Below are 15,054 nucleotides of genomic sequence, written 5' to 3'. Positions count from 1 at the left end.
CCACAATAATTACAATTAAAGCCCTTTTAAACCTCACCCTCTTACCCTTTTCCCATAAATGAGCAGCTTTCCGAGCGCTACACCATACAAACCATGCCCAACCATCCAGAAAAGGAAGGAATATGCACTGGAGATCTCAGGTGTCCGGTCAGAAAGCATTGTTGTGGGGTATAGGAAAAGTCCTATTAGTAAGGAAACCTTAACAACAAATCTAACTTTCTGTTTAATTGGGAAGTCCTTTTTTATTAAATAGATATGTAAAAGGACACCAAGTACCATCGAAACTATCAAATGTAGTAAAAACTCAATTATTTCAGAGACTTTAATGTCTTTTAAAAAAGGAATATAATCAACATTCAGAAGCAATATGTATACCTTTAGTCCAGTAACCGACTCTACTAAGTTCAAAAAAAGACCAAGGAGATTTCCTGCCAATAGACCAGCAAAACTTCCTTTTGCGATAGCAGTCAAATGTTTAATCTCCTTTCATTTAATAAGAAAATAATCCCTATAGCTTCCTTACTTTCTTGCCATCCACAATCATCAAATTGATTCCTGAGCCTTGGCCACTTAATCCGCCTCTTCCTAATTTAGCTAAATCAATTTGAGTCTCGATTGTTATCACTTTGCTCTCTTTTCCATGGAGGGTAACCTTGTATGGGCCTCCTTCATTTAAAAGAGATAGCATCGGATAGTCATCTTCGAACAAATACTTTTCATAAAATTTGATGTTGAATTGTACTGTTTCTTTGCTGTGGTTCTCAAATGGGAGAACACAAATTGCGTATAATGTTGTTTCGTCTTTCATCTCGAACGTGAAATTGCTCTCCCCTCTTTCGTACTCGATGGCATAAATTCCAGTAGCAAAGGTGTTCTGGTATGCCTTCACCATTTCCATCGGCAGGAACACAACAAGAAATATCGCGATCAAAACCATTCGCACATGATATTGATCAAGCGATTTAACGAGATAAAATAAGCTGATTATAAATAAAATGAGGCCTGTGACCCCAATATAGTTCACTCCGTCCATAGTGGTGATTGGAAAATTAAATGCTGATGAAAATTCCTGACCAACAGGATATTCGTGAGGGAATGGAAAATTAAGAGCAATCGAAATAAAGAAAAAGATGATGGCCATGGCTAAATATTTATTATTCTTAATCATTTAAGTCCTTCCTCTCCACACAATTATATGATGCCGCCTTCATGCTAAATAATTTATTGGGTCAGCCTAGTCAATACTTCAAACTGGATAACGAGGAGAACGATTCCAATAAGAACAAGTCCTTCCGCTATGGAAAGAATGGCCTCTTTTGGATGGTCTGAAGCTTTCCATTCAAAATAAGCGCGCAGAAAGTTTTGCCCAGTGATCAGTAATGTCAGGACCAGAAGGAAAAGATTTACCGAAACATCTCGATACATTAATTTAAAAAATAAAATCAGATAAGTGATTACAGTCGTAATTCGCAGAATCCATTCAGCATTTCGATGCGTTTTATTTATATGATTATAGGAAAATACCTTCCTTTTAATCTTTGGGATATTGAAGGCTTTTCTTAATAAGAACTTCATTAACCAGACTATTGTTATAATGAGAACAACAAAGAGAATATACTTCATAATACCCCTCCTTATTTAGTATATTACCATCTCCTTCCATTGAATGATATAGGGGTCTTACCGTTTCTTACCTCTTTAATATGACTCTTTTGAGTTAAGATGAACTCTTCTTAATTCCTGTTGTTTTCCCCTCAAAAAAAGAGCCTTACCGCAATTAAGCGAAAGGCCCTTCCTTGTTAAAACAAATACTATTTATTACTCTTTTTCTTCACATTGATGAACAATTTTCCCTCTGCGGTTTTTCTTGTTTCATTGCCATAGGCGTCAACGGCTTTGACTTCGATGATGGCGCCATCTGCCACAACATCTTTAGTCGCTGTATAGTAGCCTGCGTAATTTCCTGGAGATACTTCACGCATTGGAAGCTCTGTTGCATTCATTGTCAGTGAATTGCTCGTTAATGGCATATGAATGACAAACGTCGCATCCAGGTCTTCTTCACTAGTGAATTCGACCTTTACGCTTTCTCCTTTTTTCAAGGTCTGATCTTCTTCCGGTTTAACATTTGAAATCACAGGTGCAGTGTATTTCACATCTACTTTTATAGATTTTTCAGTTGCGTTTCCTGCCTTATCCACTGCAACCACTTTGATTTCGTTTTTCCCTTCATCCAGCATTACCCTGGCTGAATAGGTTCCGTTCTCCACCTTCGCTGCAGTTCCGTTAACTGTAACAGTGTCCAGATTGGCATCAGTAATTGCGCCGGTAACCGTAACGGTTTCTTTGTTGATTTTGCTTCCATCTGCAGGGGAGGCAATCGACAATTCAGGTGCATTAGGGTCAAAAACCACTGTTGCTGGCTCTGATGCATCAGTAATTCCCTGCTCTGTCGATGCTTTGGCTGTCAATACATTCGTGCCTTCATTTAGATCTATATCAACTGCATACTTGCCATTATCGCTTGCAGCTGTGGTTGCAATCTCTTCGCCATCATTATAGATATGGACAGTCGTTGTTGGCGCTGCCGATCCTTCTACTTTTACAGAACTTTCCTTTGTAAAAGATCCATCTACAGGTGAAGAGATACTTGGTGTCGTAACCTCATAATCGACTACCGCACGGATCATATAGTTTCCTTCATCCTCTGGAGAAGGTGACCAGCCACCACCTACTAACTGCCAGCTTCTTAATGCATTCTTTCCGTTTTCATCGGTAGCCAGGCCAGGTGAAGCTGTGTTGATGCCAGCCTGGATATATACCAGGTAGAAATCTCCTTCTACTACGATTCCATGGCTGCTCAAATCAACATGTGTCCACTCGCCGTTTCTCAATGCAGTGGCATCAATTGGTCCTGCCAGCTTCTTGCCTGGAGATCCATCAGTTCCTGTGGCATCGTATACTTCCACTTTGAAGGCTGTGCCGCCCGGAACCGGCCACTCAGTATCCCAGAAACGGAATAGACCGCCTGTAACCAGCGCTTTGTTGTTGCCCTCAGCCAACGACATCTTCACGGCCCAGCCATTGCCCGCGTCATAGAATGCCCGAGCATTTTCCGCACTGCCGTCATCATAACCGATTTCACCCGGGTAACCGATGAATGGTTTAATTTCAAAGTTTTGCTCAACATCCCCATCAAGGGTGACAGTCGCTTCCTGACTGTAAAAATGAGGAGCAATTACTTTTAGCGTGTATTCACCTTCATATGCAGTCAGCGAATATTGTCCATTCTCGTCTGTTTCAACAGGTGCTATCTTCGCATCCTCCAATAGGTAAACGGTCGCACCCGCTACAGGCTCACCAGTTGCCTTATTCGTGATGGAACCGGTTATTGTTCCTTTTGGCAACTCTTCTAAATTGAAGTTGGCTGTTGTCTCTCCATCCTGTGCAATGTTTACAGTTTGAGTCTGTGGACGGAAACCATAAGCTTCTGCTACCACCGTGAATGTACCGGCAGCATGTGTCAGTTCGAAACTTCCATTAGCAGGATTTGTTTTTACGGAACGCCCTGATTCAATAACCGTCACTTGAGCCTGCATAGGCAATGCCATTGGATTTGCTGAATTTTCAGCTTTTTGATGCTTAGGCAGTGACATTTGGATCTTGTTTGGATCAACCTTTTCTTTCAGGCTATCCTTCTCGTCGTCCTTGTTTCCTGTCGTGTCAGCCTTAGCTGGCGCGGCAAGCGGAGTATTTGTTAAAGAAACATCATCCAAATACCATCCATCCCTGACTACGCTGCCATCGGTTGTGACGTTAAAGGCGATATAAATTCTTTGGCCAGCATATTCACTCAAGTCTACTTCACCATCAATCCAGCCATTCGATAGATTGTTTACACGCAGTTTTTGCACCCAGTTAACAGCATCAGTGGAGACAAACACATGGCCGTAGTCATAATTTCTCTCCAGGTTATACCATTGCTTGAATTGCAGGTAACTGCTGCCTTCCGGCAAATCGATCGGCGGCATTTGCAATGACATGTTCGCTCGGTTTTGGTAGGTTCCGCCAAGAGCCGTTCCATAGACTTTCTCTCCTGAAAATGCTGAACCAGGACCACTGGTCGGAGTGCCCCACTCCCAGCTGTTTGCGGCTCCATAAGAGGTCCAGCCAGAAGCATCATTTTCAAAGTTTTGTTCATAGCCTACAGTGATTCCTGGCAGCACGGTCACGGTAAATTCACTTACCGTTTCATTACCGCCAAAGTCCACTGCCTTCCATTTGTATGAAAATTCGTTCCCGGATATCGCTTCACCTGGAATAGCAGCCTGATACGTACCATTTTTATAGTCACCGCCAGTTCGTGCAGCGGGAATAGATGACCAGGTTCCATCCTCCAATTGATATTCAACTTCAACATTTGTTACACTGATGTTGTCGGCAGCTGAAGCCTCTAAAGTCAGTGGCATTCCTGCGAAAACCGTGGCAGGTTGGGAATGCTCCAACACCGGTGCTTCACTGTCGTCTCCATCCTTTGTAACCTGTCCTTTTAATTTCCCCAAACCAGAAACAACCGAGGAAACCGCATCAAAAACATTCAACAATCCAGAACCATAGCCATTATTCGGTGATTCTGGATAAGCATTGTCTGTTAAAGGCAGCGCTGTCGTCATAATAATCTCTTCCAGATCATCAACAGTCAAACTTGAATTTGCCTGCAGCAATAATGCGATTGCAGCTGAGACATGAGGTCCGGCCATAGATGTTCCATTCCAGCCGCCCTCATAACCGCTTCCAGGTACTGATGAGCGGATATTCACTCCAGGTGCTGACAGCTCAGGCTTGATTTCTCCATATGGAGACGGGCCCAAGAGAGAAAAGCTTCCCAAATTATTATTGATGTCTGTCGCACCTGTTGCGACTGATTCCGGATAATTGGCCGGGTTCGCAACAGAACCAGGTCCCCCAGGATTGCTGAAAGTCGTATTCCCGGCAGAGAACTCAGGGAATATTTCAGCCGCTCTCCATGCTTGAACCATTGGGCGATACCATTCATCCAATCCCGGTCCACCGCCCCATGAATTATTGACAACGTCAGGAGCTAAATCAGGATTTCCATTTGGAGCGAGGATCCACTCACCAGCTTCCAGTAAGTCAGCATCTGTACCGCCAGAAGCTGTAAATGCTTTAACAGCGATCCATTTGGCGCCTGGAGCAACTCCAACGACGTTTCCACCATCAGGCTCGGACCCTACCATAGTACCGGTAACATGCGTCCCATGCCCATGGTCATCATATGGTGCAGATTGTCCACGAACGGCATCAAACCAATGATCAGCATGGGATACTTGTCCGGTGGCTGAGTCATAGCCACGGTATTTCTCCTGCAATGCCGGGTGATTCCACTGTACCCCTGTGTCGATTGTTGCTACGGTTATTCCGCTCCCATCGATTCCCATATCCCAGACCGCTGGTGCTCCTACACGGTCGATATTCCATTCGATTGAATTGGTTTTGGCAACAGGGTCCTGAACAGCAACAGCTGATTTTTCCGGAACAAACAGCTGCCTTGTTTCATTTGGAAGGATTTTATCAACCTCAGCAAAAGCAGCAACTTTATCCATTACTTCTTTTGTGGCTGTTACCGCAATGGCATTCACCACATGGTAGGAATGGACCTCCTTAGCTGTACCCTTCTTTTCTTGCTCCCTGAGGAATTCCATTACATTGATCTGTGTTTCTTGTGCCGTTGTTTTTAATTCTGATACAATCGTCGAGCGCTTCATTGATTTGGTTTTTGCCGGTGTTGCTTTAGCCAGGCTGGCTTTTTTCTCTGCCTCCTTAGCAACAGCTTTCGTATCCACCTGCTCTTTCATTTTTACCAGGAACGTTACTTTATCCTGATCTTCAAATTGCGTATAAAGCTTTTTGTTTACCTTTTGTTTTGCAGTCTGGACTGCTTCCTTTGCAGAAACACTGACTCCCTTTGTTGCTGCATTTGTCTGCATCTGTGGCTGAAGCAGCAATGGTACAACAAGTGCTGTGGATAGAAGTACGGATAATAATCGGCGTTTTTTACGTTTCATCCATCTACCTCCTAAGTATTTTCCTTTAGTCTAATTTCCTGCCCTCCTTTCGTCGCACACTCTATGTCAAAATAGGTGCTAAATAAACCATAGCCTTTTGTGTGATACAGGTTTGTCGAAATTTAGGAGAATAAAACTGAATATTCAAAAAATGAATAGTAAGTTTTAGTTGGGAAATTTTTAAAATAATTCCTAATCAGTGTAAAATCAATTAGTTACATACCAAGTCTAATACTTTCTAATTATTTCCAGTATAGAAGGCGCCGGTTGGATGTAGGAGAAGCATAAAAATGATTCCTTGGTCCTGAATTTGATATTAATTCCTAGGTAATATGTTTAATAACTAGCTTTAAACGACCTTTTTCATTGACTCGTATAGCCCTATTTTAACTCTGCAGGGTATGTCAATTGACGTATTTAGCATTATTAGAAATACAGGTAGGAATAAAAAAAAACAAAGGGATAGTGCCTCTGCCTGGGTATTGCTTTTATTCAATTACTTGCTTCACTTCCTGTCCTATTTCCTTTTCAAATGTACATGGCGTAAAGGTAATCTATAAAAAGAGAATTCTGCCTTTTTTTGCAGAAAAACAAGGAATATCAAATTCCTGCTTGTGACTCCTTAACTAAAAAAGTTTCAGAAATTACTAAATTATTATTTCGCTTTTCGAAAAAGATGCTACAATACTATTTAAATCGTACATAAAGAAGGGACAACTATGAACAAAAAATTATGGCTTACATATGGCATGTTGACTTTTGCCACCTCAACATGGGGCAGTGCTTTCATTGCCGGAAAATACGCAGTACAAAGCTTCGAACCGGCGACTGTCGCCTTTTTTCGTTTTTTTGGGGCTGCCATCCTCCTCATTCCTCTCATGTTCTTGATGGAGAAAAATCGCCAGAAACCGAACTTGAAGGATTATATTTTATTTGCCGTTCTTGGCCTCACTGGAATCGCATTATATAATATCTTCTTTTTCCTGGCGAGTAAGCATGCACCTGTCATTAAAAGCTCCCTCTTCATTGCGTCCAACCCTGTGTTGATTGTGCTTTTATCAGCTTTATTTTTAAAAGAAACCATCACCCGCAACAATGTTATTGGATTGGCGATTGCCCTTTCTGGTGCTTTTTTTATCATAACAGATGGGCATCTAATGAACTTGATTCAACTCGGCTTCGAACCAATTGATTTTGTTTTGATGGGAGCTGTGGTAAGTTGGGCGCTCTACAGTGTGGTTGGAAAAGTGGTGCTTAAAAAATTCAGCTCTGTCGAATCTACTACCTACGCAGTCGTGTTCGGTACCCTCTTTTTACTTCCCTTTGCCCTGACTGAAACATCATGGCAGGACGTCCAGCAGGCATCAGGTACAACCTGGGTGGCTATTATCCATATGAGCGTGTTGGTTACGGTTGTTTCATTCGTCATGTATTATAACGGAATCAAAGAAATTGGCGCCGCCAAGGCATCGATTTTCATTAATGTTATGCCGGTTTCTGCGGTCATTATGGCTACTTTGTTTTTAGGCGAAAATTTCACAGCCGCTCATGCAGCCGGAGCCGCCCTTGTATTATCAGGAGTCTATATTGGAACGAATCCAAGGCTTTTTAAAAGGAAGCCAAAAGCCGAAATAGTTAAAAATGAAATTGCATAAGGAGATGAATCCATGATACATAAAATTGCTTTGAAATCCGAAAATTTGCACGGGTCTTTCTCTAATGAGTATCAACCAATCATTACAGTTAACTCTGGTGACTCAATCCGCATGCAGACTCCAGACATTGAATGGGGATATTCAGCATCCAAAGAAATTGAGAGAGAGTTCTTTCGGTCTGCTGTAAAAGAAGAAACTCCCCTTCATCCGATGGTTGGTCCGATTGAGGTCAAAGGGGCAAAGCCAGGGATGGTGCTAGAAGTGAAATTGAATGATGTTGTGCCCGGCTGGTATGGGACGAACTGGGCAGGGGGCAAAAAAAGCTGGCAAAATGACGCAGTTGGTCTAACGGGATCCGAGAGAATCAGACTAGACTGGGAGTTGAATCATAGCACAATGACTGCAAGGACCGAGGTAAGCGGCCGACCGGTCAATGTTACGTTAAATCCATTCATCGGCCTGATGGGCGTCGCTCCAGCTGAACCAGGCGTTCATCGCACCTCCCCTCCCCGTTACTGTGGCGGCAACATCGACTGCAAGGAGTTAAAAAGGGGCAGTACCCTGTACCTCCCGATTTCTGTTGAAGGAGCATTATTCTCAATCGGTGACGGCCACGCCGCACAGGGAGATGGTGAATTATCAGGCACTGCAATCGAGTGTCCAATGGACTTTGTCGATATCACTTTGACATTAAGGGATGATCTTTCACTGAAAATGCCGCGTGCCAACACCCCGGATGGCTGGCTGACTTTCGGTTTCAATGAGGACCTCAACCTCGCAGCGTCACAGGCACTTGATGAAATGGTCGACATGTTGTGTGAACTTCATGAAGTACAACGTACAGAAGCCCTTGCACTAGCAAGCGTGACCGTTGATTTACGAGTCACCCAGGTCGTGAACGGCGTAAAAGGAGTTCATGCTGTATTGCCGCATGGAGCAATTAGGTGATTTTTAAATTTGATCAGTAGTGTTGCCTTGGAGCAGATTCTTTAAATGCTCCAAGGCCTTTTTAACATATCTTTAGTGAAAAGAATTCTAAAACCAGTCTCTGAACTTCAAGAAATCTATCCCCTCTTTTTTATCTAAATAGCACGATAAATTTTGTAAACCAGGCAATATATCTTGCTCCCCATAAGAACAGTCCCTGAGCAAGAATTGTTCCTAACAATCTTGAGGTTACCATCATGATTGACATACTTTTAAGCGTATTGTAACTCCCTCTTTGATTGACAACATCGTCTGCTATGACAGATAATTTGGGATCAACAAAAATGACCAGAAGGATCGTTGCAATCCCATTTATTAAACCAGATGCCATAATAGCTGTAGCAGCTCTTTCAGGTACTAATAATGCTGCATACAGTGCAGCTAAAACCCCAATGGTATAAATCGCCGTTATGATCATATTTACAAAAAAGAGCCTTACCGGAATCTCATTCATTTTCGTTCCCTGTAGATATGAAAACTTAGGAAGACTAAAATGAGTGATGCCGCGTTTTATGTATTGCAATGAAAAAAGCCTCTTCATCAAGGAAGGCACAGATCCTTTTTCTTCTGATAAATGAATAATTGCCCTCGAAAATAATGCTACAAAAGTGGGAAGCAGAATAATTCCAAAAACTGTACCAAGAGTTGATGCACCAATAAGGATCCGGAATTGAGCTTCAACAAACTCTAATGTATTCTCTTTTGGAGCGTTATCAATCAGGCTTCCGGTAAAAGGCTGCTGCATCATATTCGCTAATCGTGAGACAATCACCATTATATTAAAAAGTGAAAGAGCAGAAGCAATCATTTTAACGCGTGCACCCGATAACCTTACAGCATAAGCCAATGTCTCGATCGAATGAATGATAAAAATAAACAATGCTATGAATAATAATCCTTGAGTAAAAAACTCCATTTAGCTACCTTCTTTGCTTAGTGATTTTGCAACAAAAATTCAGGTTTGTTGACTTGAGAGCATGGATAAATTGCTCTTAAATACACTGCGATAATTGACTTTGCATTTTGACTTAAATCAATTAGTCAGCAATCCATTACTCCGAAAAGGAAATAAAGAATGCAAGTTTTATTCAGGTTATCTTTTATTAAAGCAATTCCATTTTACTATTATTTCGCATGATTACCTCAAGTTCTTTCCTTGTATCTGGATGAAGAATAATCTTATCAGTAAGGTCCAAAGTCGATAGATTTACCTTCCTTCCCCACTTTCTTGAAAACGACCGCCAATCACAAACTATTTCTAGTAAGTATTTTCGTGGCATAGGCAAGGCCTGTTTTTATTCGGGTCAATCACCCAATACTCCCAGTGATGTTTATTTTTATGCTGGTGAGTCAGCCATGCATAACGCCATCTTAATTCATCTTCTACACTTAATTTTTTTTCTGAGTAAAACTTCCTGGCATAAGGAAAAAACTCTCTTGGATAGAATTTAGATAGATCGTGGTGATACCCTGGATGTATAGTCCCTCTGACCAGCATTCAACCAGGACATTTATTTTATGGTCAAGAATGTATAGAATGTATTTCACATACGCCTTCAGCATATCCATACCTGCCAATCTATTAAACTTACCTCTATATTCTGTTCATCTGTTTACATTTCCTTCCTGGAGTATTCAGAAATGATGTGTAATCATAAAAAAGCAACCCAATCAATTATGAAATGGGCTGCATAAATATATTTAATTTTTCAAGATACCTAAATAACTCTTCCACGGCCCCACCGATTCTTCATATTTTTTTGCCATCACTCTGGTTATCTGTGAAATATGGGTTAAATCATGAACCACCCAGGTAGAAATCAATTCACGTGCTGTTACTTCTCCATATTCCGGGTGGATTCCCGTCATTTCAGGCTGTGCTTTATCAGTGATCAACAGTTTTAGTGTTTCAATATTTTCCCTGCGTAATGAAGCGAATTCCTTCATTTTTTCCTCAATTGACCAATCATGATATTGTTGCAAATGTGAAAATCGGTCAAATACCGGGAATCTTTTTTCCTTTGATTCACTTAAGATTAACTCCAATCTAGGAATCCAATTATATTTCTCCCCGTCAATAAGATGGCCGATAACCTGGGATGGGTTCCAGGTCCCGTCTCCTTCATTGGTTTGAAGCCAGCCATCGGATAAGCCAACTAAATATTGCTCTAATATTTTGGGAGTCCGTTCTAATACTTCAATTACTTCCGACATGATAAACGCCATTTTTAGTCCAGCCCCTTTATTTTTCATAAATAGCTATATGTAACACAATGTCATACTGCTGTTCTTTTTCTGAAAAAAATCAATGGTAAGATAGATTTGTCTGATAATTTTTTAAGATAAGAGAGTGAAATAGATGCTGACAATCAAAGAAGCAGCTGAACAATTATCTTCTTTCGGAATCGATGTAACCAATGAAGAGATTTTGTTGTGGATACAAGAAGGACAATTAAAAGCTGAAAGATCCCAGAGGAGAAATGTATTATATAAAATTCATCTGAGTGACCTGATTGAATTTATTGTTCAAGAACAGAAAAATGAATTAACGAATGAACTAGAAAAGTCCAAGCGCAAGAATCAAAAACTTAACGAAGAACTTGAACTATTAAATACCCGTCTGCATATTGAGCAATCCAAAGTGCGGACATTGAAAAAAATGCTGAATGCACAGATTGAAGCTGCGGCCACCGATACATTCCAACTGGAAGAATTGCTAGGTTTAAAACGGGACACAAGCAGTCCGGTCCTGAAAAAGGAATTCAAAAAGCTCCTAAAAGCCCTTCATCCTGACCGCGGTGGAGATGAGAGGCTTTTTAAAGTGTTCAGAGAGCAATATGAGAAGTTGAAATGAGGCTATCTTGCAGCGGGAGATCAATTTTTCATTGCTAAATAATAAGTACTGGCACCCATTAATAGTCCACCGGTTACACCAATTGCTGCTCCTGCCACAACCCAAATGGTCGATAAGTAGATTCCTGACATGTATAACAACAAGCCGAATAAGAACAAAAATTTACCTTTTTTCATATTTACTCCTTTAACCCATTGTTTTACATAACCACTTCTATATGGACATGTGGAATTCCTTTTTTACAATCTAGTTGGGGGAAAAGTAAGTCATAACTGCGGATATTCGAATTAAAATCTAAAAAAGCGCAAGACAAAAACCCCCTCCAAATCATGCAGATTCAGAGGGGAAAAAGGACACTTATTCTTTCGGCTCGACTGGGCCTTCATACACCTTTGCTTGTTTGGCAAAGCTGAATTCATTTTTGGCAAGGCCGCCGAGTGAGAGGTCAAAATACATATTTACATGGTCGCCTGTTTTATGTGCTTTTTTATTTTCGATTTCTTTTGCACGCATGATGGCCTCTTCAAATAGTGTGGCGTGGGCAGCTTCGCGGTCGATCAGGAATTGGAACATCTCCCTTGCGCCCGGGTCGTCTACATGGCGGTATAATTCTTCGTATACCTTTTTGGCTCGAAGTTCAGCAGCGAGATCTGATTGAAGGTTCGCAACGAGATCGCCAACATTATTAATGAAATTCCCTGTGAAAGGTGTTCCTGAAGAATCCACAAAATCAAGTCCATGTCCATCGAGAATCATGCTTTTCTGAACCGTAGAATTAAAGTTGAACTGCATCATATTATTGATCTGGTTTTTAGCATCAGATAAGAGGTTTCCTTCACCAGACATTTTCCTTTCATCTGCACCCATCTCTTCCATCTTCTGCTCTTTATCAGTACCACCCATCAATTGAGTGATACACTCCCCCACCATTTCAAGATGCGAGATTTCCTCAGTTGAAATGTCCATCAGCAAATCGCGAATCGCAGGGTCGGGGGTACTAAAACTCTGGGCAAAATATTGGAGACAGGCTTTCAATTCACCATTGGCACCGCCAAACTGTTCAAGTACTGCAGCAGCATGGGCAGGATTTGGGCTCTTGACTTGGACTGGGAACAATAGTTCTTTTTTGTGGATATACATGATTCAGCCTCCATCAATATATTTTTGTACATTTAGACACATTCCCAAGTAGATAGAGGGTAAACCAACCTTCCTGATTTTTCATTCAAATGAAACAAATCAAAGTCGATACAAATTATCCATAAATGATATAATAAGATTTCATCTTAAAACGATATACTAGAGAAGATACATAAGGAGGTGCATCATGCGAAAGTCAATCTTCATCCTCATCCTTTTCACCGTGGGAGCTATCATAAATGGTTGTTCAATCGAAAAATCCGAGTCTGCCACGCTAACCCTTCCAGATGAAAACAGGAAGGATGTTTCTTTTGAGAATATGGAAGAGCCTGCACTCGTTTTCTTTTTTACAGGAGTTGGTTGAGACTTTTGTAAATCGCAGCTGGTCGAGCTGCAGAACCGAAAAGACTTATTCAGCCAGTTCCCTGGCAATATTTACGCGGTAAGTGCATCTTCCGTTAAGGAACATAAAGCAATGAAGGAAGAATTGGGACTTGAATATCCGGTTATTTCGGATAAAGACCTGAAATTGATCAAAAAGGTTAATTTACTAGATCCAGAGTCTCCGATTGCTGTTCGAGGGTTCGCTGTTCTAGATAAGGACGGCACTGTCCTCCATTCCCAGCAAATTGATCCATTCGGTATCGAAGCTGAAGGAATCATTCCTTATGCTGCGGACATAGCGAAAGGCAAGAAACCATCAGAATAAGCAGACAGAACCACCCGTTGATTTGCGGGTGGTTCTTATTGTTAAAAACCGAAATAAGTTCCTGTTAGTTGAAATTTGAAAACTCAACAACCTCTATTTGATTACCAGATGGATCTTCGATGATATTGTATCTTCCCGGCGGGCATGGTCTTGCTTCATCAAACAGGATTTTGACACCCTTTTGGCGAAGCTGGCTGACATCCTCATCGATATTTTCAGACAGAATTCCCAGCAAAACCTTCGGGTTACCTGAAACATGTTCCCCTTCATTCTTTTCTAACACAATTGGAATCTCATTATGTACAAGTGATACGATATTCTCTCCATAATGCTTAGACACTTCAAAATCCAGCTTCTTTGTATAGAATTCAACAGCTGCCTCCATATCATCTACCTTAATTGTTAAGACACATACTTTGTTCAACATAAACATCACTCCTTTTCTTAAAAATTATCACTGGGCACTGGATTACTAGCTGGCCCATAATTAAACCATAATCCCTATCCAAAAATTGTAATCTTATAATTTATTCGCTTATTTACTTAAAAAACCTTTTGGAACCCACTCGAAAATCCTAACTTTTTTACAAACGAAATCAACAAAACGCTCCATTGGTGATCTCATTCTCCTGTATTCTTACAAATCGTGGTTCCAATACGGTCTATTGGTGACTTCGTTCTCCTATATTTTTACAAATCAGTGTCCCTATACACTTTATTGGTGACCTCATTCTCCTATATTCTTACAAATCAGGGCTCCAATACGGTCTATTGGTGACCTCGTTCTCCTATATTCTTACAAATCAGGACTCCAATACGGTCTATTGGTGACCTTGTTCTCCTATATTCTTACAAATCAGGGCTCCAATACGGTCTATTGGTGACCTTATTCTCCTGTATTCTTACAAATCAGGGCTCCAATACGGTCTATTGGTGACCTCGTTCTCCTATATTTTTACAAATAAGTGTTCCTATACACTTTATTGGTGACCTCATTATCCTGCATTTTTACAAATTAGAGTTCAATAGATTCTATTAGTGCTCCATTTTCTTTTCGATGCCCGGATATTTGAATTTTGGCGATACCTGATCTCCCGCAGCTTATAGTATGGAGTTTATATCTAATAAAACTCTTCTAGATGGGAAAGATGCTGAGACAGATTCACTTCATGTCCATATCTACACAACTGAGGATTATCCTTTAAAAGCATGATTTTAACTCCTCACTACCTCAGATAAATAAACTAGCTGGTTTTCCTATAAAAAAATGACGTATGCCTGTACATACGTCATCTTGCTTTTGTATTTTAGCTTATAGATTAATCTATTCGATTAAACTTGTTCAATCCTAGTCTTCCTCTTTTTTCACCCAATCACCATCATTGTTCTTCTCATAATCATTTTTAACCGCGCTCCAGGCGACTTTAAACGCTGTTTCTTCTTCGTCATATTGCTCAGATGCTGAGTTGAAGGCTTCTTTGAAGATTTCCTGTGCGTGGTGCGGCAGGTTATCTTTCACTGAATCTGGCAGGTTTTTTAGAGATTTGTAAGGCATAACGATACCTCCTTAAATTAACTAGATATAATTTTCTATTTCCCTCCCTGGGAAAAATGAAACAATTC

16 protein-coding genes and 1 pseudogene are annotated in these 15,054 nt (G+C 40.8%); 5 read left to right on the top strand and 12 right to left on the bottom strand.

Features of this window, described 5'->3' with window-relative positions:
* Positions 1-33: 33 nt before the first annotated feature.
* The 4 genes from QNH36_RS11960 to QNH36_RS11945 form a co-directional block, all read right to left on the bottom strand.
* Positions 34-471 (bottom strand): hypothetical protein, encoded by a 438-nt coding sequence (locus tag QNH36_RS11960; protein WP_283905351.1) that lies wholly within the window; start codon positions 469-471, stop codon positions 34-36.
* Positions 472-508: 37 nt separating this feature from the next.
* Positions 509-1,168, bottom strand: a complete 660-nt coding sequence (locus QNH36_RS11955) for a hypothetical protein (protein WP_144475587.1) — start codon at positions 1,166-1,168, stop codon at positions 509-511.
* Between the two features lie 53 nt (positions 1,169-1,221).
* On the bottom strand, positions 1,222-1,623 hold the full coding sequence (locus QNH36_RS11950) for a DUF4181 domain-containing protein (protein ID WP_251541323.1): 402 nt from the start codon (positions 1,621-1,623) through the stop codon (positions 1,222-1,224).
* A gap of 188 nt (positions 1,624-1,811) precedes the next feature.
* On the bottom strand, positions 1,812-6,086 hold the full coding sequence (locus QNH36_RS11945) for a S8 family serine peptidase (protein WP_283905350.1): 4,275 nt from the start codon (positions 6,084-6,086) through the stop codon (positions 1,812-1,814).
* Between the two features lie 719 nt (positions 6,087-6,805).
* Between QNH36_RS11945 and QNH36_RS11940 the strand changes: the two genes are divergently transcribed.
* Both QNH36_RS11940 and QNH36_RS11935 read left to right on the top strand, forming a co-directional pair.
* A complete protein-coding gene (locus QNH36_RS11940) occupies positions 6,806-7,741 on the top strand; it encodes a DMT family transporter (RefSeq protein ID WP_283905349.1) in 936 nt (311 codons plus the stop codon).
* A 12-nt stretch (positions 7,742-7,753) separates the two neighbouring features.
* Positions 7,754-8,689 (top strand): acetamidase/formamidase family protein, encoded by a 936-nt coding sequence (locus QNH36_RS11935; RefSeq protein WP_283905348.1) that lies wholly within the window; start codon positions 7,754-7,756, stop codon positions 8,687-8,689.
* 130 nt (positions 8,690-8,819) lie between these two features.
* Here the strand turns inward: QNH36_RS11935 and QNH36_RS11930 are convergent, their stop codons facing one another.
* The 4 genes from QNH36_RS11930 to QNH36_RS11915 form a co-directional block, all read right to left on the bottom strand.
* Complete coding sequence (locus tag QNH36_RS11930) at positions 8,820-9,644, bottom strand: lipid II flippase Amj family protein (protein WP_251541329.1); 825 nt, start codon at positions 9,642-9,644, stop codon at positions 8,820-8,822.
* Positions 9,645-9,831: 187 nt separating this feature from the next.
* The gene (locus QNH36_RS11925) at positions 9,832-10,008 is read right to left on the bottom strand and encodes a DUF5662 family protein (protein ID WP_283905347.1); all 177 of its coding nucleotides are present in this window, start codon (positions 10,006-10,008) and stop codon (positions 9,832-9,834) included.
* Positions 9,987-10,226: a DUF5662 family protein gene (locus tag QNH36_RS11920; RefSeq protein ID WP_283905346.1), complete on the bottom strand. Its 240-nt coding sequence runs from the start codon at positions 10,224-10,226 to the stop codon at positions 9,987-9,989. Before QNH36_RS11920 ends, QNH36_RS11925 begins: the two co-directional genes overlap by 22 nt.
* Before the next feature lie 203 nt (positions 10,227-10,429).
* Complete coding sequence (locus QNH36_RS11915) at positions 10,430-10,954, bottom strand: DinB family protein (protein ID WP_144475593.1); 525 nt, start codon at positions 10,952-10,954, stop codon at positions 10,430-10,432.
* Between the two features lie 133 nt (positions 10,955-11,087).
* On the opposite strand from QNH36_RS11915, the gene QNH36_RS11910 reads away from it, so the two are divergent.
* Positions 11,088-11,582: a helix-turn-helix domain-containing protein gene (locus QNH36_RS11910; RefSeq protein ID WP_144475594.1), complete on the top strand. Its 495-nt coding sequence runs from the start codon at positions 11,088-11,090 to the stop codon at positions 11,580-11,582.
* Positions 11,583-11,602: 20 nt separating this feature from the next.
* Here QNH36_RS11910 and QNH36_RS11905 read toward each other — a convergent pair whose 3' ends face one another.
* Complete coding sequence (locus tag QNH36_RS11905; RefSeq protein ID WP_283905345.1) at positions 11,603-11,758, bottom strand: hypothetical protein; 156 nt, start codon at positions 11,756-11,758, stop codon at positions 11,603-11,605.
* 181 nt (positions 11,759-11,939) lie between these two features.
* Complete coding sequence (locus QNH36_RS11900; RefSeq protein WP_251541333.1) at positions 11,940-12,722, bottom strand: manganese catalase family protein; 783 nt, start codon at positions 12,720-12,722, stop codon at positions 11,940-11,942.
* A 187-nt stretch (positions 12,723-12,909) separates the two neighbouring features.
* Here QNH36_RS11900 and QNH36_RS11895 point away from each other — a divergent pair, with 187 nt between their 5' ends.
* A complete protein-coding gene (locus QNH36_RS11895) occupies positions 12,910-13,086 on the top strand; it encodes a hypothetical protein (RefSeq protein ID WP_283905344.1) in 177 nt (58 codons plus the stop codon).
* 15 nt (positions 13,087-13,101) lie between these two features.
* Positions 13,102-13,431, top strand: a pseudogene (locus QNH36_RS11890) (redoxin domain-containing protein); the annotation flags it as partial.
* Between the two features lie 64 nt (positions 13,432-13,495).
* On the opposite strand, the gene QNH36_RS11885 reads toward QNH36_RS11890, so the two are convergent.
* A complete protein-coding gene (locus tag QNH36_RS11885) occupies positions 13,496-13,858 on the bottom strand; it encodes a VOC family protein (protein WP_186326699.1) in 363 nt (120 codons plus the stop codon).
* Positions 13,859-14,779: 921 nt separating this feature from the next.
* Positions 14,780-14,986 carry a ChaB family protein gene (locus QNH36_RS11880; protein ID WP_283905343.1) on the bottom strand — a complete coding sequence of 69 codons (207 nt, stop codon included), beginning with the start codon at positions 14,984-14,986 and terminating at the stop codon, positions 14,780-14,782.
* Between the last annotated feature and the right edge of the window lie 68 nt (positions 14,987-15,054).

It is taken from the genome of Mesobacillus sp. AQ2, from assembly GCF_030122805.1.
Taxonomy (GTDB): domain Bacteria; phylum Bacillota; class Bacilli; order Bacillales; family Cytobacillaceae; genus Mesobacillus; species Mesobacillus oceanisediminis_A.
This window is presented reverse-complemented; position numbering and strand designations above follow the sequence as displayed.

Coding starts and splice junctions, on each gene's coding strand:
- QNH36_RS11955 (WP_144475587.1), bottom strand. CDS start 1,168: ATGATTAAGAATAATAAATATTTAGCCATGGCCATCATCTTTTTCTTT.
- QNH36_RS11950 (WP_251541323.1), bottom strand. CDS start 1,623: ATGAAGTATATTCTCTTTGTTGTTCTCATTATAACAATAGTCTGGTTA.
- QNH36_RS11945 (WP_283905350.1), bottom strand. CDS start 6,086: ATGAAACGTAAAAAACGCCGATTATTATCCGTACTTCTATCCACAGCA.
- QNH36_RS11940 (WP_283905349.1), top strand. CDS start 6,806: ATGAACAAAAAATTATGGCTTACATATGGCATGTTGACTTTTGCCACC.
- QNH36_RS11935 (WP_283905348.1), top strand. CDS start 7,754: ATGATACATAAAATTGCTTTGAAATCCGAAAATTTGCACGGGTCTTTC.
- QNH36_RS11930 (WP_251541329.1), bottom strand. CDS start 9,644: ATGGAGTTTTTTACTCAAGGATTATTATTCATAGCATTGTTTATTTTT.
- QNH36_RS11925 (WP_283905347.1), bottom strand. CDS start 10,008: ATGCCACGAAAATACTTACTAGAAATAGTTTGTGATTGGCGGTCGTTT.
- QNH36_RS11920 (WP_283905346.1), bottom strand. CDS start 10,226: ATGCTGGTCAGAGGGACTATACATCCAGGGTATCACCACGATCTATCT.
- QNH36_RS11915 (WP_144475593.1), bottom strand. CDS start 10,954: ATGGCGTTTATCATGTCGGAAGTAATTGAAGTATTAGAACGGACTCCC.
- QNH36_RS11910 (WP_144475594.1), top strand. CDS start 11,088: ATGCTGACAATCAAAGAAGCAGCTGAACAATTATCTTCTTTCGGAATC.
- QNH36_RS11905 (WP_283905345.1), bottom strand. CDS start 11,758: ATGAAAAAAGGTAAATTTTTGTTCTTATTCGGCTTGTTGTTATACATG.
- QNH36_RS11900 (WP_251541333.1), bottom strand. CDS start 12,722: ATGTATATCCACAAAAAAGAACTATTGTTCCCAGTCCAAGTCAAGAGC.
- QNH36_RS11895 (WP_283905344.1), top strand. CDS start 12,910: ATGCGAAAGTCAATCTTCATCCTCATCCTTTTCACCGTGGGAGCTATC.
- QNH36_RS11885 (WP_186326699.1), bottom strand. CDS start 13,858: ATGTTGAACAAAGTATGTGTCTTAACAATTAAGGTAGATGATATGGAG.
- QNH36_RS11880 (WP_283905343.1), bottom strand. CDS start 14,986: ATGCCTTACAAATCTCTAAAAAACCTGCCAGATTCAGTGAAAGATAAC.